This window comes from Enterococcus sp. DIV0187 (assembly GCF_051713785.1).
Classification (GTDB): Bacteria; Bacillota; Bacilli; order Lactobacillales; family Enterococcaceae; genus Enterococcus_A; species Enterococcus_A avium.
This window is the reverse complement of sequence record NZ_JBIOQO010000001.1, coordinates 3,346,720-3,372,703: the sequence shown is the minus strand read 5'-3', so window position 1 is coordinate 3,372,703 and position 25,984 is coordinate 3,346,720. Positions and strand designations below refer to the sequence as shown.

At 39.0% G+C, this 25,984-nt stretch carries 22 protein-coding genes and 1 other RNA gene; 6 read left to right on the top strand and 17 right to left on the bottom strand.

The window, feature by feature from the left end:
* Positions 1–67 precede the first annotated feature (67 nt).
* Both IGI52_RS16540 and IGI52_RS16535 read right to left on the bottom strand, forming a co-directional pair.
* Positions 68–217, bottom strand: coding sequence for a hypothetical protein (locus tag IGI52_RS16540; RefSeq protein ID WP_438781748.1), 150 nt, complete (start codon positions 215–217; stop codon positions 68–70).
* 177 nt (positions 218–394) lie between these two features.
* The gene (locus tag IGI52_RS16535; protein ID WP_311872096.1) at positions 395–1,096 is read right to left on the bottom strand and encodes a helix-turn-helix domain-containing protein; all 702 of its coding nucleotides are present in this window, start codon (positions 1,094–1,096) and stop codon (positions 395–397) included.
* Between the two features lie 354 nt (positions 1,097–1,450).
* Between IGI52_RS16535 and IGI52_RS16530 the strand changes: the two genes are divergently transcribed.
* Positions 1,451–2,974 carry a helix-turn-helix domain-containing protein gene (locus tag IGI52_RS16530; protein ID WP_438781747.1) on the top strand — a complete coding sequence of 508 codons (1,524 nt, stop codon included), beginning with the start codon at positions 1,451–1,453 and terminating at the stop codon, positions 2,972–2,974.
* 43 nt (positions 2,975–3,017) lie between these two features.
* Here the strand turns inward: IGI52_RS16530 and IGI52_RS16525 are convergent, their stop codons facing one another.
* From IGI52_RS16525 to IGI52_RS16515, 3 genes are read right to left on the bottom strand one after another with little or no spacing between them, the layout of a single operon-like run.
* Positions 3,018–4,655: a SpaH/EbpB family LPXTG-anchored major pilin gene (locus tag IGI52_RS16525; protein WP_216409775.1), complete on the bottom strand. Its 1,638-nt coding sequence runs from the start codon at positions 4,653–4,655 to the stop codon at positions 3,018–3,020.
* Positions 4,645–5,367 (bottom strand): pilin N-terminal domain-containing protein, encoded by a 723-nt coding sequence (locus tag IGI52_RS16520; RefSeq protein ID WP_311872091.1) that lies wholly within the window; start codon positions 5,365–5,367, stop codon positions 4,645–4,647. The genes IGI52_RS16525 and IGI52_RS16520 overlap by 11 nt, the downstream gene beginning before the upstream one ends.
* A gap of 2 nt (positions 5,368–5,369) precedes the next feature.
* Positions 5,370–9,203, bottom strand: coding sequence for a SpaA isopeptide-forming pilin-related protein (locus IGI52_RS16515; protein WP_438781745.1), 3,834 nt, complete (start codon positions 9,201–9,203; stop codon positions 5,370–5,372).
* Between the two features lie 633 nt (positions 9,204–9,836).
* On the opposite strand from IGI52_RS16515, the gene IGI52_RS16510 reads away from it, so the two are divergent.
* The 3 genes from IGI52_RS16510 (at position 9,837) to tnpB (ending at position 11,777) form a co-directional block, all read left to right on the top strand.
* Positions 9,837–9,995, top strand: coding sequence for a hypothetical protein (locus tag IGI52_RS16510; protein WP_353802284.1), 159 nt, complete (start codon positions 9,837–9,839; stop codon positions 9,993–9,995).
* Between the two features lie 218 nt (positions 9,996–10,213).
* The gene (gene tnpA / locus IGI52_RS16505; RefSeq protein ID WP_216411134.1) at positions 10,214–10,618 is read left to right on the top strand and encodes an IS200/IS605 family transposase; all 405 of its coding nucleotides are present in this window, start codon (positions 10,214–10,216) and stop codon (positions 10,616–10,618) included.
* Positions 10,619–10,634: 16 nt separating this feature from the next.
* The gene (gene tnpB, locus IGI52_RS16500) at positions 10,635–11,777 is read left to right on the top strand and encodes an IS200/IS605 family element RNA-guided endonuclease TnpB (protein ID WP_311872085.1); all 1,143 of its coding nucleotides are present in this window, start codon (positions 10,635–10,637) and stop codon (positions 11,775–11,777) included.
* A gap of 275 nt (positions 11,778–12,052) precedes the next feature.
* On the opposite strand, the gene metG is transcribed toward tnpB, so the two are convergent.
* The 12 genes from metG to IGI52_RS16440 form a co-directional block, all read right to left on the bottom strand.
* Positions 12,053–14,062, bottom strand: a complete 2,010-nt coding sequence (gene metG / locus IGI52_RS16495) for a methionine--tRNA ligase (protein ID WP_311872083.1) — start codon at positions 14,060–14,062, stop codon at positions 12,053–12,055.
* A 160-nt stretch (positions 14,063–14,222) separates the two neighbouring features.
* On the bottom strand, positions 14,223–14,630 hold the full coding sequence (locus IGI52_RS16490) for a hypothetical protein (protein ID WP_438781744.1): 408 nt from the start codon (positions 14,628–14,630) through the stop codon (positions 14,223–14,225).
* A 104-nt stretch (positions 14,631–14,734) separates the two neighbouring features.
* Complete coding sequence (locus IGI52_RS16485; protein WP_438781743.1) at positions 14,735–15,079, bottom strand: DUF2200 domain-containing protein; 345 nt, start codon at positions 15,077–15,079, stop codon at positions 14,735–14,737.
* Between the two features lie 15 nt (positions 15,080–15,094).
* Complete coding sequence (locus IGI52_RS16480; protein WP_438781742.1) at positions 15,095–15,610, bottom strand: helix-turn-helix domain-containing protein; 516 nt, start codon at positions 15,608–15,610, stop codon at positions 15,095–15,097.
* A 93-nt stretch (positions 15,611–15,703) separates the two neighbouring features.
* Positions 15,704–16,873: an NAD(P)-dependent malic enzyme gene (locus IGI52_RS16475; RefSeq protein WP_438781741.1), complete on the bottom strand. Its 1,170-nt coding sequence runs from the start codon at positions 16,871–16,873 to the stop codon at positions 15,704–15,706.
* Positions 16,860–18,242: a class II fumarate hydratase gene (fumC, locus tag IGI52_RS16470; protein ID WP_438781740.1), complete on the bottom strand. Its 1,383-nt coding sequence runs from the start codon at positions 18,240–18,242 to the stop codon at positions 16,860–16,862. Before fumC ends, IGI52_RS16475 begins: the two co-directional genes overlap by 14 nt.
* Before the next feature lie 131 nt (positions 18,243–18,373).
* Positions 18,374–18,820, bottom strand: a complete 447-nt coding sequence (gene dtd, locus IGI52_RS16465; RefSeq protein ID WP_016181131.1) for a D-aminoacyl-tRNA deacylase — start codon at positions 18,818–18,820, stop codon at positions 18,374–18,376.
* Positions 18,821–18,830: 10 nt separating this feature from the next.
* Complete coding sequence (locus IGI52_RS16460; protein ID WP_016181132.1) at positions 18,831–21,038, bottom strand: RelA/SpoT family protein; 2,208 nt, start codon at positions 21,036–21,038, stop codon at positions 18,831–18,833.
* A gap of 72 nt (positions 21,039–21,110) precedes the next feature.
* Positions 21,111–21,854 carry a 16S rRNA (uracil(1498)-N(3))-methyltransferase gene (locus IGI52_RS16455; RefSeq protein ID WP_438781737.1) on the bottom strand — a complete coding sequence of 248 codons (744 nt, stop codon included), beginning with the start codon at positions 21,852–21,854 and terminating at the stop codon, positions 21,111–21,113.
* Between the two features lies 1 nt (position 21,855).
* Positions 21,856–22,803 carry a 50S ribosomal protein L11 methyltransferase gene (prmA, locus tag IGI52_RS16450; RefSeq protein ID WP_016181134.1) on the bottom strand — a complete coding sequence of 316 codons (948 nt, stop codon included), beginning with the start codon at positions 22,801–22,803 and terminating at the stop codon, positions 21,856–21,858.
* A gap of 102 nt (positions 22,804–22,905) precedes the next feature.
* Complete coding sequence (locus IGI52_RS16445) at positions 22,906–23,382, bottom strand: DUF3013 family protein (protein WP_016181135.1); 477 nt, start codon at positions 23,380–23,382, stop codon at positions 22,906–22,908.
* Positions 23,383–23,384: 2 nt separating this feature from the next.
* Complete coding sequence (locus IGI52_RS16440; protein WP_016181136.1) at positions 23,385–24,011, bottom strand: DNA-3-methyladenine glycosylase; 627 nt, start codon at positions 24,009–24,011, stop codon at positions 23,385–23,387.
* A 258-nt stretch (positions 24,012–24,269) separates the two neighbouring features.
* Here IGI52_RS16440 and IGI52_RS16435 point away from each other — a divergent pair, with 258 nt between their 5' ends.
* Both IGI52_RS16435 and ssrS read left to right on the top strand, forming a co-directional pair.
* Positions 24,270–25,547, top strand: a complete 1,278-nt coding sequence (locus IGI52_RS16435; protein ID WP_326932214.1) for a replication-associated recombination protein A — start codon at positions 24,270–24,272, stop codon at positions 25,545–25,547.
* Positions 25,548–25,774: 227 nt separating this feature from the next.
* Positions 25,775–25,968, top strand: a non-coding RNA gene (gene ssrS, locus IGI52_RS16430) — 6S RNA.
* The last annotated feature ends 16 nt before the right edge of the window (positions 25,969–25,984 follow it).

The window sequence follows — 25,984 nt, the reverse complement described above, 5'->3', positions numbered from 1 at the left end:
TTCATCGCCAACTCGCTTAAAAAAATACCACTAAAGTCTTTATTGAAGCCCACAAGTTAGTTCGCTGCTACTTCACATACCCAACCGCGAGACAATTCATCCCATTGGAGCCAAAAAAAGCATTAATCACTGTTCCATTTTGCGGCAAATACCCATCCTTTTCTTTATTTTTATTATAATCCTTCACTGTAAAAATAACGATACACTTAAAATCCATCAAGTTACACCCTTTCGATCCATACTTTTTTAATTAAATTCTCATTGTAATTATGATAACACGAATTTTTTTCTATGGTCACTACTCCTAGAAAAATCATCTAAATTAAAAAAATATTTTGTGTACGATGATGAACATCCTCTTCAACTTTACAATAGCTTCACTACATCAAAAAGCTTAAACGGCCTCGTCGTCAAAATTCCTTTGTTTCAAATGGTAGCCTTTGCCCCAAATCGCCTCTACGACTAAGGCACTTTCCATTTCTTTCAGCTTCCATCGGATTCGTTTAGCAATAATAGACATCTGAGCTAATTGAGAACTATTAGGACCGTCTCCCCACATTGCTCGTGACATCTCTGTTCTGGAAACTATTTCATCATTTGAATTAAGTAATTTCTCGAAAAAGGCTGTTTCTTTTTTCGATAGTACATGAAGAATCGCACGTAACTCCTCTTGTTTAACTTCGCCCTCTTTATTAAAAATCAGCCTTGCTTGCTCCTTTTCATGATTCATGTTGGCTAAGTTATGCACTACGTACTCTCTAAGGCGTTCAATTGATTGACTCTCACTGATCCAATCGTAAAAACCTATTTTTTTAATCATTTTCTGTTCTTCTTCATCTGGTTCGATCGATGTTTTTCTGATGAAACAGCTCATTTTGCTCAAGTTTAAAAAAAGTTGTTTTGCCTCATTATCACTGATAGTTTCACTAATAATAACCGCCGCAAATTTCCTATCAATCTGTTCCTCATCAAATTTATGCAGTAGCTTATCGAAAAGAAGCTTAGAGCAATACACTTCATATCCCAAACATTGCAATCGATTCTGCAGAGGCTGCTCAAACAATACATTTTTCGTCAAAATTAAAAATGGTTTCATCTCATTCACTACTTTCTTTTCCTGCTTTACAAATAATTTATATTTTTATAGTTACTTGTTGGCTATTGAAATAATAAAAAGGCCCTCAAAGCATCTTTTTTATAATACTGTTTGCTACCATTACTATAATGTATGTTTTTTTATTTTTCAGTTTCGCTAGAGCAATCAAATCAGATGCCGCAATTCCCTACGGTCCCCGAATAAGAAAAGAGTATATCAAAAAAGGAGACCCAGATATTTCAATTTTGTCGGGTTCGTTTGGTGAATACTGAAATACCGAATGTATCATGAACTCTATTTGCCTTACTAGATGTTATAATTAAACTATGAAGGACAATGCTAGGAGGAAATCTTTTGGATTATGAATTATTTGAATCCGCGATTAAAAATAAACTTTTATTATTAGATATTGTTTACCAAGCAGGAGATTGGGTTAAATTACCAACGTTGTGTTTTAAAACTGAAATAGGCGAGAAAAATGTCATGAAGTATATGGAGGAATTACAGGAAGACCTAGCTCAGATGAATCTTCTGGAAGAAGCCTGTGGAACGATTGATTTCATCAAAGGAAAGGGATTCCTTTTCAATGGAGAGGAACTTAATTATAAAAGACTCTCTTTATATATTTTAAAGCAATCCTTGATTTTCAATTTATTGCAAGAATTATTTCTCAGCAATCAAGTAGCGACGTCAGATATCCTCAACAATTATTTTGTTAGTGAGAGTACGCTGAGACGCAAGGTATTACAAATCAACGAATTTATTGAGGCCTATCATTTATCCTTGAAGTATAGTGGCAAACAATTAAAAATCACCGGTAAAGAAATCAATATTCGCTACTTGGGCTATCAATTTTTCTGGAGCTTTTATACCGGTGTCACTTGGCCCTTCAAAAATGTTGAGCAAAAAAGAATTGAGCACTATGTGAAATATGCATTGAAAAATTATGATTTGGCTAAAAAGAATACTTTGTCGCTGGAATTTTCTTACTTATTTGCACTGAATGTTTCGCGCTTTCATTCTAAACATCCGATAACACCGGAAGATATTCCAGCTTATGTCAAAGAGATCAATCAGCGGCAGCTTTTTCCACGTTCGGCCTTTTATCAGGACTTTCAAAAAGAGTTTTTCCTATCGGAACACGAGATCAATTATATCGGGTTGCTTTTTCAGTGTCGACCACAGTTTTATATTCGCAAGGATAATCTCCAAGAGGTGATTCAGCTGCACAGAGAACTTGATACGCCGATCTATCAGCTATATACTCTCTTCACTGAGGAAACCAACATCATGTATACGCCGGTTAAAGAAGAACTGAACTTAAAACTCTGCCACGCGATCATTTTATCGACATTTTTGCATGCGACTTTTTTTAAAAATTTTATTTCTGTTGCTTCTGGTTACGATCTTTTAATTTTTTATCAAACAAAGTATCCTCATCTATATTCTTATATGGAAGACATCCTTAAAAAAATGCGTGACCAGTCGGAATCGACTGTGTTGGAGAATGACGAATTTCTTGTACCAAGGTTTTGCGAAGCATTCTCCGCCATTAATATTTTTACTAAATTCGAACCGGAGATCGTTGTAAAGATTGACACCAATCTAACGATGGCTTTGGAATATATCTTGGCCCAAAAGCTGGAACAGATCTTCCGTAATTTCTTCAACGTTCGTTTTCTATCTTTTATTGAAGTGGAAAAAAACGAAGAACAAAAATTCGACATGGTCTTCTCTTCGATTATTCAAAATGTTGAAGATAGTCCCTACCGAGGAATTCCAGTTTACACGTTCCAACCTCAAATCGATCTTTCAGATATCACAAAAATCAATGATATTTTAACCAAGTATATTGAAAACTTAGAATCGCAAGAATAATGCAAAGGTGCCGTATCATCACCGATACGGCACCTTTTATGGATTAAACTGCTTGTTCGTTAACTTTACGATACTTAGTGATTGCAATCAACATTAAGCCTAAACCTACAACTAGGAAGGCGATGATCCCTTTTCCACCGGTTGATGGTAAGAAGCCTTTTGGCGCATTCGGGATTTTCAGTGTTGTTGATTCAGCGTAAGAACCATTTTTGATTTCAAACGGAGTATCCTCTACTAGTTTAACGAAACCGTTTGGTGCTTTCGTTTCCTTCAAGAAGTAGCTGCCCATTTCCAAACCAGTTACCTTGATTTTCCCATCAGCCTCTGATTTGAATCTCGTTGCAGCAGATAGATCACTTACCCAGACCGGAGTTCCACCTTCCACATCTTGTTTTAGATACTCATCATTACCACCGTTATCACGGCCTACGACGAACTCTGCTCCGCCTAGCGTTTGAGTCTCCTTGCCGCTTTCATGTTTCAAGAATCTATGACCACCGGTTCCGAAACCTGGAGGCGGATTAAGAATGTTACGGTCATCATTCACATCACCATCACGTGTGATTTCTACAACTAGATCATTGTCAATTTTTTCATCGACAGGCGTAAATTCTGTCATACTGACGCCATAAGTGATTTCAATTTTCTTGCCGGCAAATTGTTTTAAATAATCAGCTGTGGCCTTCGACTTAGCAAATTCAGCCGCACTAGAAACACTTGTTTCAGCATTGAAATTAGCGGCTAAAGTAAAGCCGGCATAGTCTGAATAAGGAGAAGCAGTGTTTTGCGGTGTCAATGTCATATGGCTATAGAATTCAGTTAAATCACTGCCCTCAATTGTACGTCCATCGATCACAATTTTTGAGATTCCCTCAAATTTTACACCTGTTTTAGTCAACTGATCGACGAATGCGAATTTATTGTAACGCGTTTGCTGCGCACTCGTTGCGCCATCTGTGATGATTTCACCGATTTGACTTGGAAAAGTAAATGACGCTTTGTAGTTGATCTGTTTCCCAACTTCAAAAGTATAAAAACTTTCTCCTGCAGGAACATCAGGTAATTTATTTCCGTTCTCATCTACTAAGATTTTCTCAGGTACTTCTTTATCAACGATTTTATTTTTTGGATACAAGTGGATCGTGCTTAACTCAGTCGCTCCATCCATCGCTGGCAATATCAGAATGGTTGGATTTGAATAGCCTTGATAGCCTGTTGGTAATTTCTCTTCAAAATAATAGACGTTATAGGTTCCGTCAGCTGCTCGTTTCTCCAATGCATCAAACGTTGCATCGCCGTTACCGTTAGTTGTTTGCTTTCCTTTTTCAGTGGCTTTTGATTTATCTAAAGTAAAAGATTTCATCAATGCTTCCGTTTTAGTTTTTACTTCGGCTTCCGATTCATTTCCTGTCAAAGCCAGTTTAGCATAAAAATCTGCAGTTACATCCCACGCGGTAAACTCCACACCTGGTAAACCCTCGTAATGACTGAATTCATTCATTTCTTTACCAGTATTTTTAATTGCCTCATTTGGAAATTCATCCATTTTCTTTTTATGCAAGGTTACTGCCACTGTTTCTGCAGCTGCCGCATTCTCACTCAAACCAAATAACCCTGTTAGTAGTGGTACGAGACACACAATTGCTGTTAATAATCCTGTCCATTTTACTTTATGTTTCATTATTTTCCCCCCCTATTTTTTTGGGTCTTTTTAGACCCATAACTGCCAGAATAAAAATGAGAACGCCAAGTACTGAGTAGCTATTTACAAGCTCGTTCGTTTGTGGAAATGATTTACCGGAAGTATCTACTGGTGTTTTAGGAACCACCAGTCGCTCAGTCGTTTCAGTTGGCGGTGTGACTACTAACGGTTCTTTTTCTTCTGCATACTTTCCATAAATCATCACTTTGAATATCTCTAACTCCGAGTCAACATCGTGTTGCGGAAAGAATAAAACAACTGGCAGAAAATGAAATTTTCCGGTTTCTCCATTAGCTAAAATCAGATAAGCCGCATCCTTGTTTTCTTGATATCGTGGAAGTGCGGTCCTAGCTTCCCCTTCACTATTGACTGTCAATACCTCTTCACTTAATGGTTTCAATCCTTCTGTTCGAATAAAGCTCTGCATCTCTTCTTTGGTTGCATTTTTATCTAGCAAGAATTCCTTGGCTTCTTTTTCTGACATCACATTTGAGTGACGCCAATTCGTTAAATCATAGATCGTAAAGTTCAAATTATCGGTTCCTTGAACTTTTTCTCCCTCTTTTGGTCTTGTATTGATGATGATTTCGACTTTCTCATTTGTTGTAACTGCTGAAACGGAACTCGTCAACATGTTAACTCCAATCAAGACTGCTAGAAGGGACAAGAAAAGTAGTCGCTTTTTTTTCATGTCTAGTCCCTCCTTCTATTAATGTATAAGTAGACTGCACCCAATCCGCTGCCTGCTACTAAGCAAATAATAGAAAATAGAACGAAGTACCGATTCCCGAAACTTCCAGTTCTAGGGAGTACACCCGTTTGTCTGCGATTTTTCACCTTTAAAGTAATTACATTTTCTGTTTCACCTAGTTTGGTTGAACTCGTTACCAGAGGATGGCTTTCGACCCCTACATGACCACTCTCAAAAATATCAACAGCAATCTCTTTTTCTAAACCGACATAGCTGTCTGGTGCAGTGACTTCTTTTAAGAAATAGAGCTCTGACTTCAAACCAGTAAAAGTAAAGGTCGATCCTGAAGAGATTGTTTTATTGTAAGTGCCTGATAAATTTCGCAAGCGGAAGACAGCACCTTCGATTTCTGCTCCTTGCTCGTTCGTCTTTATGACTTTCAACTTGAACTCATTCAACTTATTTACGACTGTTTTATTCGTTGAATCAGCAATAACCGCTGTACCATCGGCCTTTTCAGTCACTGAAAACGTAAAATCATCCATCTTTTTAAAGCCTTCTGGAACAAAGGTTTCACTTACTCGGTACGTGCCGATCGGCAGATCTTTGAATTCAACGATTCCACTTGCATCTGGCGCAACATTGTCTATAACTTCAATGTTTTTTGTTGTTTCTGTAAGTTTGAATTTTGGCAAACTATCACCGAAAAAAGGTTGGTTATTCTCCATCACTTTCTTAAAGGAATAATCAGTGGTCATCAGTTTATTAGTAATAAGGATTCCTTTTGCATCCAGCGTTGCTGATTGAAAAGAGGTTTGACTATAACTTGGTTTTTCATACCCTGACACTTTTTCGACATTTCCAACTCGTTCAATCACTCGATAAGTAATATTGGAATCTCGATCCACCGCTGGAAAAGAATTTTTCCAACTGTTTGTAGCATTCAATGAAACTTGATAAAGGTCGATCCAATTTTCTCCATCCTTTTTTTGCAGAACGGCAGTTATTGTTTGCCGCAACTTCCAGAAATTCGCTGTTCCATCTCGTTCGTCTACCCATTTTTTCTCAACTGGAATAACGATTTCTTTAAGCTCATTGATAACAGTGATACTTTCTTCTCTGCCATTGACCTTGGCGACAACACCAGTTCCATCCGCTTTTTCCGTGACGACGATCGTAAAATCAGCCATCTTCTTATAGCCGGTAGGAACGACAGATTCACTCACTGTGTAAGTCCCTATTGGTAACCCCTCAATCTTAACTAAGCCGGCATCATTTGGTTTAATACCCGTGAGTTTATTTCCCTTAGTATCTTCAATCGTAAACTCAGGTTTGTTCGTTCTCGTAAAGGCTGTTCCATCTTCTTTCAACTTGGTAAACGTATAGTCAGTTGTCATTAAGCGGTTCGTGATGACAATCCCATTAGTACCCAAATTGTTGGAACTGAAACTTGTCTTGCTGTATTCCGGCTTCGCATAGCCTGGTACTTTATCCAGATTGCCAACCTTCTCAATCACGCGATAATCAATATCTGTCTTCCCAACAACTGCCGGAAAATCAGCAGTCCAATTATTCCCTGCATTCAACTTAACTTGATGAACATTTGTCCATTCGTTCCCGTTTTTCCTTTGCAGAACAGCAGTTATTTCTTGTCGTTTTTGCCAGTAGTCTTCAGAATCGTTTGACCAGACTTTTTTTACCGGAATGACAAAGTCTTCATTCACCGCTCGAACCGAAGGAATCCCAAAGTACAATAAATCCGTTGTACGTGTTGGCGTGGGTGTCAATTCAACAAAATCTGTACTGACCGGATACCATCTTCCCGACACAAAACTTGCATCCTCAGTTTTCAGGCGAACTTTGTAATCAAGCTGAATTTCCTGACCGCCGAACAAATTGATATTACTCACTTCAATTTTTCCATTGCTGCTGGTCACTGTCGGTAACTCAACGGATGTTTCTCCTACTGAGCTCGCAACGGGGGTACTAATAAGTTCCACCATATTCCCGATAGAAAAATTGATTTTCCCTGCATCGACTGTTCGCAGAATCGTATGATACCAATTCTTGGTATATTCCGTTAATTCCTCACTATTATCCGTTTCATAAAAGAAGTAATCATTTTGCGTTTCGCCAGTAGCATTGGCTTTTTTCGAAGACATTTTATATAGGCCTTTGATCATATCTGCTTTTGCATGACGATATTCTGTAGCAGTAGGTCCAATGTCCAGTGCCAGAGAATGAATCTCTACTCCAGCATCTTTAAGATTTCGTGCAGTTGAATTAGTCGTCGTAATGTGACTTGTGATCTTCAAACTACCAACTGGCCATGGCTCCTTAAGCCCAACAGAATATTCCCAATTCCCTAATTGGTCTCCACTACGATATTTTCCCGCATTGGGATCTCCTTCAGGATATTTTGCAGAATTTTTAGTGATGTAAACTTGGTCAAAATACATACTCGAATCCGTTACTGCTCCCGTTGGATAGAAGCTAAGATTCGGTGCCCCGTCTGTCAGAATAAACATCAATTTTTTTCGACCATCTGTCCCATCAGGATCAGCAGCATCAAGTACATCCTTACCAACCATCAAGGCACGCTCGGTAAATGTCCCTCCACTTGGCGTAAGATTCCTGTATTGATTAACAATATTGTCCCAAGCACTTTCCTGACCTGAGATCGCTACTGTGGCATCTGGACTGCCAGGTAGATAATCTGAAAAGACATGTGCCCCCATACGGATATTATCGGCATCTGGAACATGGATCTTTTTCACTTCAGTAATTAGTTTTTCAATCGAAGCTACAGCGTCACTCTTTTTCTTGGTAGTCATCGAACCTGAATTATCCAGTAGAAAAACAATATCAACACCTGGTTTATAATTGTAATTTCCGCGAACATTTAACCGAACATCGAATTCGTCCTTTTTGTTCGTTTCCATTGCCAGTTTCCGCAATGATAAGTTGGGGTTACTCGCATCACCATAATGGATATAAGAGTTCGTTCGATCATCACCTTGTACGTTCCAGCTGGTTAACCCATCCCAGCCAGCAGCACTTTCATTTCCCCCTTGATGATTGATGACGTTGGTCTGTCCTGTCGGCTGCCATGAATATTCCGGATATTTCCCATTATCCGTTTTATAGCTTGGTACTTTGTTGGTGTAAAAATTTTCATGAACTAAATTTCTAGAACTTCTTGCAGCTGATACACCAGCCAATTGTGATTGACTATTCTGATCAGAATAGAGCGAAAAACTGTTTGCCGTAACTGGAGCTTCTTGATTAGCTGAACTACTAGAAGCCGATTTTTTAGAGCTTTTTGAATTCTCTGTTTTTCCCATCTCCAACACTAAAGGCTCTGTTAGCCCAAGAACATCCGTATTCGATTCCTTTGTACTTTTTTCTTTTGTTTGATTGTTCAAACTTTGTTCATTTAGTTCGATGAACAATTGAAGCTTTTTCTCTTTCTTAGGAAGCACAACTTTTAAAACATATTTTGCTGAAGAGGTAAATTCTTTTTCGATGAACCAGTCATCCTTCTTTTCCATCCCGTTGACCATAGGATACTCAATCACTTCGTTGCTTTCCGTTAGTAGCTTTAACTTCAAACGACTTTCTTTCTGCTCACCGTCAGCTTCTCGTTTTAAATTGACTCGAAAAACATTTCCTTCTTCCGTTTGCTCTGTATCATAAGAAACATTCAGAAATGGCTCGTCAATTAACACGTTTGAACTTGTTTCTGCAAATGTCTGTGTTTTCACATCCAACAAACCTACTAAGCTTGAAAAAATGACCCCTAACACAATTAGAAACTGTAGTTTTCCCCTAAGCATCTTTTAACCTCCCTTCACCCGAAAATACCTACATCGGTGTTATTATTCTATTAAATATAATGGAGATTTTCAAATTTGAAATTAATTTTATTCTAGTTATTTATTAAGAATAATAATGTGGAATTACGTTTATTTCCATACCTTATAAGCTCTGCTCATCGTTATTAGACTCTTATCTTTTAGTATCTATTAAAAAAATGAGTATTTATTTAATTAATATATTATTAATTAAATGGTTTTAATTTAATTCGTATTAATAATTCTAAAGGAAAATTGAATATATCTCCTAAAAGTATGATAACAACACTAACCTAGCTATATTTTTAATATCCTAAAAATATAGTTAGGTTATGATTGCGAACAAAAATTCTTTTACACAAAAGAATAATTATAGGTAAGTTTTTATCTAAGTGATTCAATTTACATTTACTACGAAAATTGAAATTCGTTATTTTTAAATTCAAAAAAAGAAGTATTTAGTCTATTACTAAAAATATAGTATTTTTACCCAGTTCTAAAAATACTTGAAACTATAGTACAACCAAAAAGATCATTAAGATAATATGGAGAATTCATCAAGAAAGAAAGGTCATGATCCTTCAACTCGTCGCAACTTGAAAACCTGTCGCCGAAATTTCCCGTGAATATGGCATTGTAGAACAAACGATTTACAAATGGAAGAAAAACAACACCCCTGTCGCTGGTAGTTCGATGACCACGGCTCAGATTAAACAGATGGAAAAAAAATGGCTCGTCTGCGTCAGGAGAACGAAATATGCGGTAAATACTTAAAGTTTTCTCGATTGGTATGCTTGTTGTCATGCGGGATGCTATCATGCTATTTTTAACTAATTTAGGCAGAAGTCGCCCATCCTCTACAGGTGGGTGATGAATGCCGTTCGGTATGAGAGTTGCCTTTGGTAACTCGAAAACCGACACCTAAGGCATATTGCCTTTTTATTTTATCTCATGTTATAATCAGTCTATATAAGAAATGGGTTGATATAACAATGGAATTAGACACAAATAACCATTCAGTGTTTCTTCTTTATTACCACCTTGTTTTAGTTACAAAGTATCGTAGACAAGTGATTGATGATGAAATATCAGATTATGCTAAAGATACTTTTGAAAGAATTTCAAAATCGTATCATATTACTTTAGTTGAGTGGAATCATGATAAAGACCATATTCACATCATGTTCAAAGCACAACCAAAAACGGAACTGACAAAATTCATCAATGCCTATAAAAGTGCCAGTTCTCGTTTGATAAAACGTGACTTTCCAAGAGTAAAACGATTTCTTTGGAAGGAAATGTTTTGGTCTAAAAGTTTTTGTCTTTTGACTACCGGCGGCGCACCAATTGATGTCATAAAGAAATATATTCAAAATCAAGGAAACAATCATAAATAGGAAGCAGGTGAACTTTATGAAACGGCTAAAAGCATACAAATTCAGATTATATCCAACAGAAGCACAAGAAATCTTCTTTGCCAAATCTTTTGGTTGTGTCCGTAAGGTCTATAATCTAATGCTCCATGACCGAAAAAAGGCATACGAAGAAATAAAAAATGATTCTTCTAAAGAAATGACCTTTCCCACCCCCGCTAAATACAAGAAAGAATTTCCATTTTTGAAAGAAGTGGATAGTCTTGCTTTAGCGAATGCTCAACTCAACTTAGATAAAGCCTACAAAAATTTCTTTCGTGATAAGTCCGTTGGATTCCCACGTTTCAAGAGTAAGAAAAATCCTGTTCAGAGTTATACAACGAATAATCAAAACGGCACAATTGCTTTGATTGATAATAAATTCATCAAAGTTCCTAAGTTGAAATCCTTAATCAGAATTAAACTTCATAGACAATCTAACGGGAATATCAAATCTGCTACAATATCACGCCATTCTAGCGGTAAATATTATATTTCTTTGTTGTGCAAAGAAGAAATTAGCGAACTACCTAAATCTAATTCTGCTGTTGGGATTGACCTAGGTATTACGAACTTTGCGATTCTTTCTGACGGTCAAAAATTTGATAATAATAAATTCACGTCCAAAATGGAAAAGAAACTCAAACGTGAACAACGCAAGTTGTCAAGACGAGCATTATTAGCTAAACAGAAAGGTATCAATCTGTTTGAAGCTGAAAATTATCAAAAACAAAAACGTAAAGTGGCTAGATTGCACGAAAAAGTAATGAATCAACGTACTGATTTTCTAAATAAGTTGAGTACAGAAATTATCAAAAATCACGATATTATCTGTATCGAGGACTTAAACACAAAAGGTATGTTGCGTAATCATAAATTGGCAAAAAGCATTTCTGATGTATCTTGGTCTAGTTTTGTGACTAAATTACAATACAAGGCTGACTGGTATGGACGTGAAATAATCAAAGTAGACAAATGGTTTCCGTCTAGTCAAATTTGTTCAGAATGCGGACACAAAGATGGCAAGAAATCTCTCGAAATTCGAGAATGGACTTGCCCTATTTGTCATACTCATCACGATCGAGATATCAACGCTAGTATCAACATTCTGACCGAAAGTCTTAGAATACAATCATTAGCTTAGTTACACTCAAGAACCGTAGGAACTACGGAGATAGCTTGGTAAATAAGAGACACCTCTGTTAGTAAAGAAATACGCTATCAAGTATGCTCTCTTCCCAAGAAGCTCCCACTTCAAGCGTTAAGATCCGATAGGTTTAGCTAAGTGGTGAGTAGTTCACTCTATTGCTTGGAACGGCAAACAGCTTAATCTGGATTATTCTTTTCACGAGAAAATTTATCAAAAAAATCAGGTAAACAAAAAGTCGAAATCCATATGTTTGGATTTCGACTTTTCATTTATCCTACGATTGCGCCATTAGGCATATCAGCTGGTGCTTCGACGACCTTCAATGTACCGTCTGGTGCTTCCGCTGAAAGAATCATTCCTTGACTGATTTCGCCGCGCATTTTGCGTGGTTTCAAGTTTGCAACAATAATCAGCTTTTTACCAACTAAGCTTTCTGGATCTGCATAAAATTCTGCAATGCCAGACAAGATTTGACGATCTTGCTTGTCACCAGCATCTAAACGGAATTGCAATAATTTGTCGGCCCCTTCGACTTTTTTACATTCCATGACTTCTGCGACTTTTAATTCGACTTTATCGAAAACATCAAATTTGATTTCCTTATCCTTGACTGAAACAAGTTCGGTTTCTTCTGGATTCCATTTGATCTTTTCTTCTTCTGGCTGACTACCTTCTGACATTTTTTCTTTAATATAAGCAACTTCTTCATCCATATCCAAACGTGGGAAGATTGGTTTGCCTTTTGGCGTCACCTTCGTATTTTCTGGGAATTCTCCAAAATGAATTGTCGCTAAATTCATCATGTCAGCATTTAGACCTAATTGTTCAAAAATACGTTTAGGTGTTTGTGTCATGATTGGCTGTAAAAGAATCGCTACGATCCTCAAGCTTTCAGCTAAATGAACCATCACGCTTTCTAATTCCGCTTTGCGTTCTTCATCCTTCGCTAAAACCCAAGGCTCTGTTTCGTCAATGTATTTGTTTGCACGAGAAACCAATGTCCATACTTCTGCCAACGCGTTGTTGAATTCCATTTTATCCATTGCTTCACGGTAACGACTCACGACATTCGCAGCCGTTGTAGATAGTTCACTATCAAAATCCGTCACTAACGATTTATAAGCTGGAACAACGCCGTCACAATATTTGTTGATCATAGCCACTGTACGATTCAATAAGTTTCCTAAGTCATTCGCTAAATCGTAATTCACCCGAGAAACAAAATCTTCCGGTGTAAATACGCCATCTGAACCAAATGGGATTGCTCTTAATAAATAGTAACGTACAGCATCTAAACCATAACGTTCGACTAACATTTCAGGATAAACGACGTTTCCTTTTGATTTAGACATTTTTCCGTCTTTCATCATTAACCAGCCGTGACCGTAAATTTTCTTTGGTAATGGTAAGTCCAAGGCCATCAGCATGATTGGCCAATAAATCGTGTGGAAACGTACAATTTCTTTACCAACCATTTGAACATCTGCTGGCCAGTATTTTTGGAATAGACTGTCATCATCAGAACCATAACCTAAAGCAGTAATATAGTTTGATAACGCATCAATCCAAACATAAACCACGTGTTCAGGATTCGCATTCACTGGAATCCCCCATTTAAAGGTTGTTCGTGAAACCGCTAGATCTTCCAAACCTGGTTTAATGAAATTATTGATCATTTCGTTTTTACGTGATTCCGGTTGGATAAATTCAGGGTGCTCTTCATAATATTCCACTAAACGATCCGCATACTTGCTCATACGGAAGAAGTAAGATTCTTCACGCACCAATTCGACCTCATGACCACTTGGCGCTTTCCCGCCGATCACGTTGCCTTCTTCATCACAATATACTTCATCCAATTGTGTCTCAGTAAAATATTCTTCATCAGAAACAGAATACCAACCTTCGTATTCGCCTAGATAAATATCTCCTTGTTCTAACAATTGGTCAAAGATTTTTTTAACCGCCGCTTGATGATAATCATCTGTTGTCCGAATAAATTTGTCGTAGCTGATATCCAACGTCTTCCATAACTTTTTGATATCCGTTGCCATCTTATCTACATACTCTTGTGGGTTTACACCAAGTTCTTCGGCTTTCTTTTCAATTTTTTGTCCGTGTTCATCGACCCCAGTCAAATAAAACACGTCAAAGCCCATCATGCGTTTGTAGCGAGCAATCGCATCACAGGCAATCGTTGTATAAGAATTCCCAATGTGCAGCTTGCCACTTGGATAATAAATTGGCGTGGTAATATAAAATGTATCTTTCTCTGCCATGAGGCTCCTCCTTTAAAAATAGATTCCTACGTAGTATACCACAAAACCTTATATGGTTTGAAAAATCCATCCATTAAATGAGGCTTTTTTCTATTTACATCCATAAAAAGAAAGCTTGCTTAGTGGTCCTTTATATAAAAATCTAGAATGATGAATTGATTCATTGTATTTCAACGAATTTTTTATACTTTAACGAGAAAACTTGAGCCAACATGACATAACCTATAATGAAAATACCACCTAATAGCGGTTTGATAATATCTTGTTTTGTCTGATATTCGTTAGGTGAGGTAGAGATACGATAAGGCTTGTCTTTTTGATAGTAAATGTAAACCTGTTCCCCCTCTTTACGTTTCCCATCAATTGATACTCCATAACTATTCTCAGGAAAATTGACAGTCTGAACGCCTTGTTCAATATGGACCGTTCCCAAAGAACGCCCCTTAGCACTTGCAAGAAATTCTTGATCCATTTGCCAATTATCGTAAGAAATATAGAACATCGAGATTCCAAGTAACACAAAAATGATACTTCCCAGTCTATTGATCACTCGCCACTTTCGATCCATCACAAATCCTCATTTCCTATTTAATTGCACATAGTTTAACATGACATCATTCAATAAAAAAGGTTATAAAAAAACAGCGAATCAAAAAAGACTCGCTGCGACAATTATTTCCGTAAGATTTTTTCCATCTTCTTACCCTTAGCTAATTCATCTACTAATTTGTCCATATAACGGATTTTCTGCATCAAAGGATCTTCAATATCCTCCACTCGATAGCCGCAGATTACGCCTTTGATCAAAGAAACATTTTCATTCAATTCTGGAGCTTCAGCAAAAAAAGTTTCCATATCATTACCAGAATCAATTTGCTTTTGCAGTCCCTCTTCGTCATATCCAGTCAACCAATAAATAACTTGATTTAACTCTTCTTTACTTCGACCCTTTTTTTCGATCTTTTTAAGATACAGGAGATAAATCGAACCAAAGCTCATTTTGAATATTTTACTCATTTAAGGACCTCTTCTCTAAATGAAATGTAATGCGATGATAAAAATAAAAGTAATTACAACCATACTCACACCGGCGATTTTCATGTATTTCAATTCTTTATAAAACTTTTCTTCTTGGCCTTTCAAGTGAGCGATCTTCCACTTAAGTGCAGATAAAGTACTAAAGTTTGTTATTAAGGCGGCAACGATCAATAACAAAAATACTTCATTAGCATTTCGTAAAGGCAAATACATTAAAAGTATCAGAATAATCCCTGTCAACACTGGCCCCAAATAATAAATACCGGATATATTCGCCAGCTCTTCTTTTCGTTTCAATTCTTTCACTACAGCAGAATCTTCTACCAATAAATCATCTAACGAAATTTGGAAAACTTTCGCCAAGCGCAGGACACTCTCAATATCAGGAAGAGTCTTGCCCGTCTCCCAATTTGAAATCGTACGCTTCGATACGAAAATTTTATCTGCTAATTGTTCTTGTGTCCATTCTGCGGCTTGCCGTTCTGTTTTGATTTTTTGATTGATTTCCATTTGATCACCTTCAAAAGTTGGATTTGATACTTTTAAACTACGGCAGCAGCTCGATAGAAAATTCTTTCCACCCTTGATATGACAGCATTCGTGTTAGCGTGTCACGCCATCTTTTCTAGCGGCCTCGGCTACCTTCATTGTGATCAAATCCACGACATTTTCATCAAAAGCGGAAGGAATGATGTAATCAGAGTTCAGTTCCCCATAAGGAATTGAATCAGCAATTGCATGCGCACAGGCCAATTTCATCCGTGAAGTAATTTTTGTGGCTTCAGCAGTAAATGCTCCTCGGAACAGACCAGGGAAGGCCAAGACATTATTGATTTGATTTGGAAAATCTGAACGCCCGGTCCCCACGACTGAAGCACCGCCGGCAATCGCTTCGTCATAAGTGATCTCCGGTTCTGGATTTGCCATCGGAAAAACAATATTGCCGTCATTCATAGAAGCGACCATCTCTTTGGTAACTAAATTCGGTGCAGAAACACCTATGAAAACATCTGCACCAACAAAAGCTTCTGGCATCGTACCAGTAAAATCAGTTGGCGAGATTAATTCCAAGATTTCCTTTTCAACAAAAGTAGCCGTTGTCATCTCGTCATTCAACGCACCATCTTTATTAAAGGCAATGATATTCTTCACACCAAGATCAACCAACATATGGATGATCGCACTGCCGGCCGCGCCTGTTCCCGAGATCACGACCTTCAAATCTTTCGCTTCCTTCTTAACCAGCTTTAATGCATTAATTAAGGCAGCCGTCACAACAACGGCAGTCCCATGTTGATCATCATGAAAGACTGGAATGTCTAATGCCTCAATTAAGGCACGTTCAATCTCTACACAACGTGGGGCACTAATATCTTCTAAGTTGATTCCGCCAAAAGTAGGCGCAATCGCTTTAACAATTTGGATAATTTCCTGCGGATCCTTTGTGTTTAAACAAATCGGTACAGCATCGATGTCTGCAAACTCTTTGAATAGCAGTGCTTTTCCTTCCATTACCGGCAAGGCAGCCTCTGGTCCGATATCCCCCAAGCCTAAAACAGCTGTGCCGTCCGTAACAACCGCAACACTATTACTTTTCCAAGTATAGTCATAAGCTTTATTTTTATCTTCGGCGATTTTCCGACAAGGCTCAGCTACCCCTGGCGTATAGGCTAAAGATAAATCATCTTTGTTGTGGACTTTGGCTTTGCTAGTTACTTCAATCTTTCCATGCCATTTTTCATGTGCAGTTAAGGCTTCATCATAAATAGTCATCAACATTCTCTCCAATCATTTTTTCCGGACGAACCCAGTTCTCATATTCTTCCTCTGTCACATAACCTAACGATAAAGCAGAATCTTTCAAAGTCGTTCCCTCGTTGAAAGCTTTCTTAGCAATTTCAGCACCTTTATCGTAGCCAATATGCGTATTCAAAGCCGTCACCAGCATTAGAGACTGTTCCAAAAGGTCTGCCATCCGATCCTCGTTCACAACCAATCCCTTTAAGCATTTATCACTAAAGGAATGCAGCGCATCTGTCAGCAATCGAATACTTTGCAGCAGGTCAAAAGCAATCAATGGTAAATAAACATTCAACTCAAAATTTCCCTGTGAGGCCGCAATCCCAATTGCCGTATCATTCCCCATTACTTGTACTGCGACCATCGCTAACGCCTCGCACTGTGTCGGATTAACCTTACCCGGCATGATCGAGCTCCCAGGTTCGTTAGCTGGCAGGGTAATCTCCCCTAACCCACTACGAGGCCCACTTGCTAACCATCGGATATCATTTGCCATTTTCATACAATTCGCTGCCAATGCCTTTAACGCGCCGCTAACATAAACAACCGCATCGCGATTGGCTAATGCGTGAAACTTGTTAGTTTCTCCGCTAAATTGAATCCCAGTCTCTTCGTTCAACGCTTCAATAAATGCTCGCTCATAAGCTTTCGATGCATTCAGACCGGTCCCAACAGCTGTACCGCCAATTGCTAACTGTCGCAATTCTGTTAAACTATTGGCCAACATCGTTGCATTATGCTCTAGGGATGAACGCCAACCGCTGACTTCCTGTGCAAAGGTCACTGGAGTCGCATCTTGTAAATGCGTCCGTCCAATTTTAATCACATGCTGATTCTTTTCTTCTAATTCTTTTAATACACTGACCATCTCATGGATTGCCGGTAGTAAAGTTCTCTCAATAGCAAATGTTCCAGCAATGTGTAGCGCAGTTGGAAAAACGTCATTTGAGCTTTGAGACATATTCACATCATCGTTCGGATGAACAGTCAAATCCTTTTGACTTGCCAAATGAGCAATGACTTCATTTGCATTCATATTACTCTGTGTGCCGCTGCCTGTCTGCCAAACCACCAATGGAAATTCATCCCAGTTTTCACCTTTTAACAGCAGATCAGCGGCATACTGAATCGCCAATGCCTTTTCCGCAGCTAGTTTTCCCGTCCTCTGATTGGCCACAGCTGCCATTTTTTTTACCAATACAAGAGCACGCAATAATTCCGGTGGCATTTTTTCACCGCCAATCTTAAAATTTTGGCGACTTCGTTCGGTTTGCGCCCCCCACCAAGCCTCTTTTGGCACTTCAATTGGGCCCATTGAATCATATTCCATTCGTGTTTTCATACATTCGACTCCTTGTTTATATTAGGAGGAACTGAAATACTTATTCTCCTATTTTGTACAATTATCTCTTATTTATACTGAAATGGATACAAAAAAAGTACAAAAGCGATCAAACTTTTGTACTTCGTTCGTTATTTATCTCTTGTGTCAAAAAGAATCGTGACAGGCCCATCATTGATTAATGCTACATCCATATCGCCACCGAATTCTCCGGTTTCAACGACTAACCCTGCTTTGCGTAGGCCTTCGTTGAAATATTCATATAAGGGAATCGCTGTTTCAGGGCGAGCTGCCTTTACGTAACTTGGTCGATTCCCTTTTTTCGTATCCGCATATAGTGTGAATTGTGAAACACTTAGAACGCTGCCGCCAACATCCTGCAATGACTGATTCATTTTTCCTCCTGCATCTTCAAAGACACGTAATAAAGGGATTTTGCGAATCAAATAATCCGCATCTTCCTGAGTATCCTCTTCATGAATGCCTAGAAGAATCATGAAGCCGCGACCGATCTTGCCGACAACTTGTTCATCAATTGTTACACTTGCCTCACTCACACGTTGAATAACTGCTCGCATAAGAAACCTCCTACCCTTTCGTCCGTTTCACACTGTAGACATCTGGAATGGTCTTGACCTTATCAACGATTGAATATAAATGATTCAAGTTTTGAATCTTAAAGGTCAAGTTGATGACAGCCAATCGATCTTTGGTTGGTTTTGCTTCGACGCTAACCAATTTTTTAGTCATACCGCTAACGATATTCAAAACATCGTTTAGCAAACCATCACGATTGAAGCCATAAATTTCCAAATCAGCATTATATTCTTGGACTGAATTTGTCGTATCTTCCCATTCCACTTCGATCAACCGCTGCTGAATATCTTTTTGCTTCGTAATATTCGGACAGTCGGATCGGTGAATCGAGATCCCGCGACCTTTAGTGATATAACCGACGATATTATCCCCTGGAACAGGATTACAACAATGACTGATCCGAATCAATAAATTGTCGATTCCTTGAATGACAATACCGCCTTCATGCCGTACCTTGATTTTTTCAGGCTCTTTGGGATTATTGACCATCTCATCAACAGCATCACGCTGTTTTTGCTTCATTTGTTCCCGACGTTCTTTTTCGGTTAGACGATTAGCAAAGGTCAAGGCGCTCATTTCACCAAAGCCAATCGCTGCATATAAATCTTCTTCACTGTGGAAATTGAACTTGTCCAGCACATCCGAAAGCTTGTCCTTCGTCAGCATCTCCTTGGGTACAAAACCTAGATCATTGATGCATTTAACAACTGCATCATGACCTTTGGTAACATTTTCTTCCCGATCTTGAGTTTTAAAGAAGCGTTTGATTTTATTTTTTGCTTTACTGGTTTTTACTAAGTTTAGCCAATCACGACTTGGTCCAAAGGAGTTAGCCGAGGTCATAATTTCAATGATATCGCCATTTTTCAATTTATAATCCAACTGCACCATTTTGCCGTTAACCTTGGCTCCAGTTGTTTTATTACCAACATCGGTGTGAATACTGTAAGCAAAATCCAATGGTCCTGAACCTTTAGGCAACTCTGTCACATCACCTTTAGGGGTAAACACATAAACCTTATCGCTGAAAATATCGCCTTTAACGCTTTCCATAAATTCAGACGCATCGTAGCTTTCATCTTGTAGCTCGATGATCTCACGGAACCAATCCAACTGCTTGTTATCTTGTGTTGTTTCCTGCTTATCAGTCTTGCCTTCTTTGTAGGCCCAGTGAGCTGCAACCCCGAACTCAGCGATTTGATGCATTTCATGAGTACGAATTTGAACTTCTACTGGATTGCCGCTCGGTCCGATGATTGTTGTATGAAGCGACTGATACATGTTGGCCTTTGGCATCGCAATGTAATCCTTGAAACGCCCCGGCATTGGTTTCCATTTCGTATGAATCGCACCAAGTACAGCATAGCAATCCTTGATCGAATCCACGATTACACGAATTGCTAACAAATCATAGATTTCATCGAATTGTTTTTTCTGATCTCGCATTTTGCGATAAATTGAGTAGATATGTTTGGGACGACCATAGATATCGCCTTCGATCCCTAATTCTTTCGTTGCTTCTTTGATTTCTTCGACAGCTTCGGCAACAAAACCTTCTCGTTCATCACGTTTACTGCGCATCAAATGAACAATCCGGTAATACTGCTTTGGATTCAAATAGCGTAATGCGGTGTCTTCTAATTCCCATTTAATCCGGCTCATCCCTAAACGATCAGCTAGTGGGGCATAGATTTCCAGCGTTTCGCGGGCAATTCGACGTTGCTTGTCATCACGTAGATATTTCAGAGTCCGCATATTATGCAAACGATCGGCTAACTTGACCATGATGACGCGCAAATCCTGCGCCATCGCCAACAGCATTTTCCGGTGATTTTCTGCTAATTGTTCTTCGTGAGACTTGTATTTGATTTTCCCTAATTTGGTGACGCCATCAACTAACGAAGCAACATCTTCACCAAATTCAACCTTCAAATCCTCTAATGTTACAGGCGTATCTTCTACAACATCATGTAAAAAACCTGTCGCAACCGTGTGAGGGTCCATATGTAAGTCCGCTAAAATCCCTGCAACTTGGATCGGATGAATAATGTAAGGCTCTCCTGATTTGCGAATCTGAGGCTTATGGGCTTCATATGCAAAGTCGTAGGCCTTTTGTACAAACGCCACGTGCTCTTTTCCCATGTACGTACTAACCATCCTGATGACGTCAGGACCGGTCAATTCAACTTCTTTTGCCATGTGACGTTCCCCCTTGTTTTCTGAAAATGATTGTTCTTATTATACAAACTCTCGTAAGCTTTTTCAATCAAATCAGTGTTGTAGTTCATAATAGAAACTTGCCGCGCTCAAAAGATAGAAGGGCGCTGTTTCTGTTCGTAAAATTCGTGGTCCTAAACCGCAAAGCTTTCCGCCAGCTTCCTGAAAATTTTCGATCTCTTTTGGAGTCAATCCACCCTCTGGACCAAACACGACTAATAATTTTTGTCCAGAAGTTAATTGTTGAAATGTTTGAACTAGCTGGGCTTGCTCTCCTTGCTTGGCCGATTCCTCGTAAGCGATCAAAACAGCGTCATAATCAGCAAAACCAGCGATCAATTCCTTTTCTGAAGCAAATTTCACCACTGGTAAGGCTTGACGATGGGATTGTTCCGCTGCTTCTTGCGCGATTTTATTCAACCGCTGCTGTTTTTTTTGCTGCTTCTTCGCATCCCACTTAGCTACCGAACTCTCACCAGGAAAGGCAATAAAATCATGGGCTCCGAGTTCTGTCCCTTTTTGGACGATCAGCTCCAGTTTTTCCCCTTTCGGAAAACCGCTGGCGATCGTGATATCGATCGGTAATTCTCGTTGTAGTCGCTCTTTTTCAACCACTTTCAACGTCACCTTATCATTATCGATGGCGATGATTTTCGCTTTAATCGCAGTTTGATCATTGAATACGAGAAATACTTCCGCGTCGACCGTCATGCGCATCACACGCGACATATGATGATGCGGCTCCCCGCTGATTTCTACAGTTGGTTCATATGCCTGATCTAAAAAATAGCGTTGCATTCTAGTCTTCCTCTGGTTTCTTCAAAATAATCGCGAACCAATCTTTTTGTTGGAAGATTCGATCAACTTCAAAACCTTGCGTATACATTTCTTCCAACACCATATCTTTTTTATCTTCAATGATGCCGGAAACGATAAATGTCCCATCTGGTTTTAATAAACGCCAAGCATCTTCAATCATCAAAACAATGATGTCTGCTAAAATATTCGCCACGATCACATCTGCTTCTTGCTCCACGCCAACTAATAAATCATTGGCAGAAACGTGAATATTTTCAGTATTCGCATTTAGATCAACATTCTCTTGCGCCGAACGAACAGCGACTTCGTCTAAATCATAGGCATAGATATCTTTTGCCCCATAAAGCGAACTAGCAATACTTAATACGCCAGAACCTGTGCCGACATCCAAGACTGTCTCACCACCGCGCAAAACAGTTTCTAATGCTTGCAAAGTCAGATTCGTTGTCGGATGTGTCCCTGTTCCGAAAGCCATTCCAGGATCTAATGTAATGATTTTTTCATCTTCATGTTGGGCTTCGTATTTTTCCCAGCTAGGTACGATTGTTAAATAGCGGGTCACCCGAACAGGATGATAGTACTTTTTCCAAGCCGTCGCCCAATCGCTTTCTTCTACTTCACTAACTTCCACAATATTTTTACCGATGTTCAATCCAAACTCGGGTAATTTTTCGATCTTCGTTTTAATGAAGGGCAAAATTTCGGGCAAGAAAATCGTTTCTGGAAAATAGGCCATCACAACGGCACCCTCTGTTAGACTAGAAAATGTTTCCTTATCTAAAAGTTCTCCGTATTGATCTTCTTGGTAATTCTCAAAGTCCAACGCATCTTCAATCGCGACACCCGATGCGCCTGCCTCCATTAAAATATTCGAAACAGCCTCGACCGCTTCGCTTTCTGTTGTTACCTTGACTTCATTCCACTTCATCTTTTTACCTCCTTATTCATAGTAAATGGGCTAATTTCATGCCGTATGTCATTCCTCTATACTTCATTATATTTTGACTGATTGATTAAGAAACTGAAATCCTTAATAACTTGGATACGGCAAATAACTGCTGTCAGTTGGTTTGATTAATGCCTTAAACACAGCATCGTCCCATTTCATCTCAAAAATCGCATCCTCGCTATCATCAGCTAAGAAATCCAACAAATCGCTTTGACCCTCTTCAATGACCTCTTTCAAATAATCGACAACTGCCGTCAAATCATTTTTCTTCATGCCTTTTTTTCCTTCATACGGGATTACCGCTAAAAAATCCTCTGAATCGTAGGTAGATTTTTCAGGATCGACTAATAAGATCGCATCTTCAAATTCAATAATCTCTTCTTCTGAAGCCACTCCATCGACATCATCAAGCTCGATCTGCCCCTTGTTTTCACCATAAATTCGAAAAGCAATCTCGAAGCTATGATTGCGTGTATCCCAGTCCAGTGCTAATTCATAATCGGGAATTTTCTTGTTTAAGTAGTTATCTAAATAAGTAACCATGGTCTCTTTTGCCATTTTCAGTTCCTCCATCCATTATTTTCTTCTATTAAAAGCTTTCGTTGTTTGGTTATGTAAGGATTGCCATGAACGACAAATCGCAAAGGCCTTTCCGTCCAAATCCCTTTGTTAGGTATTCCAATACGCGGAAGTGCATCAATTTGTTTAGGAACACGTCTTTTTTCTGGTACTAAATGCAGTGAACTAGTAAAAATTGATTCGCCGTATAATTCTCGAGTAATCCCTAATGCTTCAACTAGTTTTCCTGGCCCATCTGAAATCATCGCGCCGGTTCTGCCATGACGATTCTGAACCATTTGCTCAATACCTTCTACTGGCTCAAAGCCACGAATCATCACTCCTTGCGGCATTCCTTCCGGTTGTGTGATCATGTTCAAGATCAAATGGGTATGCATCGTATATAAATAGATTGTCCCCGGTTTTTCATACATTGCTCGCACACGCTGTGTATCTCGCATACCATAGCTATGCGCTGCCTCATCATCAGGACCTAAATAGGCTTCACAATCTACAATATAACCGCCTAGTTTCCCCTCCGATGTCTCATGCTCTAAATACATACCTAGTAAGTATTTAGCGATATTCTCCGTTGATTCTGTATTAAAATAGTTAATTACTTGCTCCATTTTCCTCACCTTCTACATGATACACAATAATCCTGCCGCATGCTACGCCCAGCAATCAAAACTCAGCAAACACAAAGGAAAAATGCTATAATGGGAACGTATATTTGCCAGTTCTGCTTTAATAGATTAGTAAATTGGCATGGCTACGAGGATCCAACTATTTTTCTTTTTTTGAAAAGGTTATTCTTATCAAAAGCTACTGCCAGTTTTGATCATACATATTAATAAAATGGAACTATTACTAAAAGGAGGTTCCCTATGCAACAGCCTTTAGCTTATCGCATGCGTCCCCGCAATTTAGATGAAGTTGTCGGTCAGCAGCATTTAGTCGGTACCGGAAAAATCATTAGACGGATGGTGGATGCTAGAATGCTGTCCTCTATGATTTTATATGGCCCACCCGGTACTGGAAAAACCAGCATTGCCAGTGCTATCGCTGGCTCAACGAATTACGCCTTTCGGATGCTAAATGCCGCCACTGATACAAAAAAAGATTTACAGATTGTCGCTGAAGAAGCCAAGATGAGCGGCACGGTTATTTTGCTACTGGATGAAGTTCATCGTCTCGATAAAACGAAGCAGGATTTTTTGCTGCCTCATTTAGAAAGCGGACGAATTGTCATGATCGGCGCTACAACAGAAAATCCCTATATTACAATCAATCCCGCTATTCGCAGCCGAACTCAGATTTTTGAGGTGAAGCCTCTAGATGAAGAGGATGTTATTACAGCAGTCAAATCGGCCTTGGACGATAAAGAGCGAGGATTAGGAGAATACCCAGTTGAATTGGATGAGGAGGCATTAAACCACTTAGCCCGTGCAACGAATGGCGACTTGAGAAGTGCACTGAATGGGTTAGAATTAGCTACGAAATCCACACCCAAAAATGATGAGGGAAAAATTCATTTAACCTTATCCATCATTGAGGAATGTGTTCAACGAAAAGCACTTACTCATGACAAAGACGGTGACGCTCATTATGATGTAATCTCCGCTTTTCAAAAATCAATCCGCGGCAGTGATGTCAATGCTGCATTGCATTATTTAGGTCGGCTAGTCGAAGCGGGGGACCTTCCGATTATTTGTCGGCGCTTAATGGTGATTGGCTACGAGGATATCGGCCTAGCTAATCCTGCTGCCGCTGCCCGTACGGTTCAAGCCGTTCAAGCGGCGGAAAAATTAGGCTTTCCTGAAGCACGGATTCCTTTAGCCGATGCCGTCGTTGATCTCTGTCTATCACCAAAATCAAATTCGGCTTACACAGCCTTAGATGCGGCGATCACAGATATTCGAATGGGAAATGCTGGTGAAGTACCCGATCATTTACGGGATAGTCATTATAAAGGTGCCAAAGCCCTGAACCGCGGCGTTGGTTATCAATATCCACACAGCTTTGAGAATGCTTGGGTGAATCAGCAATATTTACCAGACAAAATCAAAGATGCCCACTACTATGAACCAAAAGCTACGGGGAAGTACGAGCAAGCCCTTGGTCAACAATATCAGCGCATCGAAGAATGGAAAAAGAAAAAATAAGACAACTACTACATTACCCAAATTGAAAAGACTTTAATTAATCCGTCAAAAATCTTTTCTTCTATTCACCAAAAGATCAAAACAAAATAAGCATTTTGTTTTGACAGATTCGCTTATTTTTTTATACAATGTACCTATAGAAGACGTGAATGTTTTGGATGACTTCTCATTTACAGATATAAGCCACTTCGTTGCGTCTCAATAATGACTGTGCTATGATTGAGATGGAAATTCTGTGATGTGCGCGTTGCCTATTTCAGTGTTGACCGAACATTTTTATTGATATCTTGGGATCTGTCTTGTGTCAAAGTTGGTAACATGCCTTTACATTTGGTAGTTCAATGCTTAGACCATGGAACCCACCTGCTGTATCTTGCGGGATCAATACTATCGGGTGAATAACGGCATCGACGGAATTTTCCATTTTTATGGAGTGA

Coding starts and splice junctions, on each gene's coding strand:
- IGI52_RS16535 (WP_311872096.1), bottom strand. CDS start 1,096: ATGAAACCATTTTTAATTTTGACGAAAAATGTATTGTTTGAGCAGCCT.
- IGI52_RS16480 (WP_438781742.1), bottom strand. CDS start 15,610: ATGGAAATCAATCAAAAAATCAAAACAGAACGGCAAGCCGCAGAATGG.
- IGI52_RS16515 (WP_438781745.1), bottom strand. CDS start 9,203: ATGCTTAGGGGAAAACTACAGTTTCTAATTGTGTTAGGGGTCATTTTT.
- IGI52_RS16435 (WP_326932214.1), top strand. CDS start 24,270: ATGCAACAGCCTTTAGCTTATCGCATGCGTCCCCGCAATTTAGATGAA.
- IGI52_RS16540 (WP_438781748.1), bottom strand. CDS start 217: ATGGATTTTAAGTGTATCGTTATTTTTACAGTGAAGGATTATAATAAA.
- IGI52_RS16485 (WP_438781743.1), bottom strand. CDS start 15,079: ATGAGTAAAATATTCAAAATGAGCTTTGGTTCGATTTATCTCCTGTAT.
- prmA (WP_016181134.1), bottom strand. CDS start 22,803: ATGAAGTGGAATGAAGTCAAGGTAACAACAGAAAGCGAAGCGGTCGAG.
- tnpB (WP_311872085.1), top strand. CDS start 10,635: ATGAAACGGCTAAAAGCATACAAATTCAGATTATATCCAACAGAAGCA.
- fumC (WP_438781740.1), bottom strand. CDS start 18,242: ATGAAAACACGAATGGAATATGATTCAATGGGCCCAATTGAAGTGCCA.
- IGI52_RS16455 (WP_438781737.1), bottom strand. CDS start 21,854: ATGCAACGCTATTTTTTAGATCAGGCATATGAACCAACTGTAGAAATC.
- tnpA (WP_216411134.1), top strand. CDS start 10,214: ATGGAATTAGACACAAATAACCATTCAGTGTTTCTTCTTTATTACCAC.
- metG (WP_311872083.1), bottom strand. CDS start 14,062: ATGGCAGAGAAAGATACATTTTATATTACCACGCCAATTTATTATCCA.
- IGI52_RS16440 (WP_016181136.1), bottom strand. CDS start 24,011: ATGGAGCAAGTAATTAACTATTTTAATACAGAATCAACGGAGAATATC.
- IGI52_RS16475 (WP_438781741.1), bottom strand. CDS start 16,873: ATGACTATTTATGATGAAGCCTTAACTGCACATGAAAAATGGCATGGA.
- IGI52_RS16520 (WP_311872091.1), bottom strand. CDS start 5,367: ATGAAAAAAAAGCGACTACTTTTCTTGTCCCTTCTAGCAGTCTTGATT.
- IGI52_RS16460 (WP_016181132.1), bottom strand. CDS start 21,038: ATGGCAAAAGAAGTTGAATTGACCGGTCCTGACGTCATCAGGATGGTT.
- IGI52_RS16525 (WP_216409775.1), bottom strand. CDS start 4,655: ATGAAACATAAAGTAAAATGGACAGGATTATTAACAGCAATTGTGTGT.
- IGI52_RS16490 (WP_438781744.1), bottom strand. CDS start 14,630: ATGGATCGAAAGTGGCGAGTGATCAATAGACTGGGAAGTATCATTTTT.
- IGI52_RS16445 (WP_016181135.1), bottom strand. CDS start 23,382: ATGGCAAAAGAGACCATGGTTACTTATTTAGATAACTACTTAAACAAG.
- dtd (WP_016181131.1), bottom strand. CDS start 18,820: ATGCGAGCAGTTATTCAACGTGTGAGTGAGGCAAGTGTAACAATTGAT.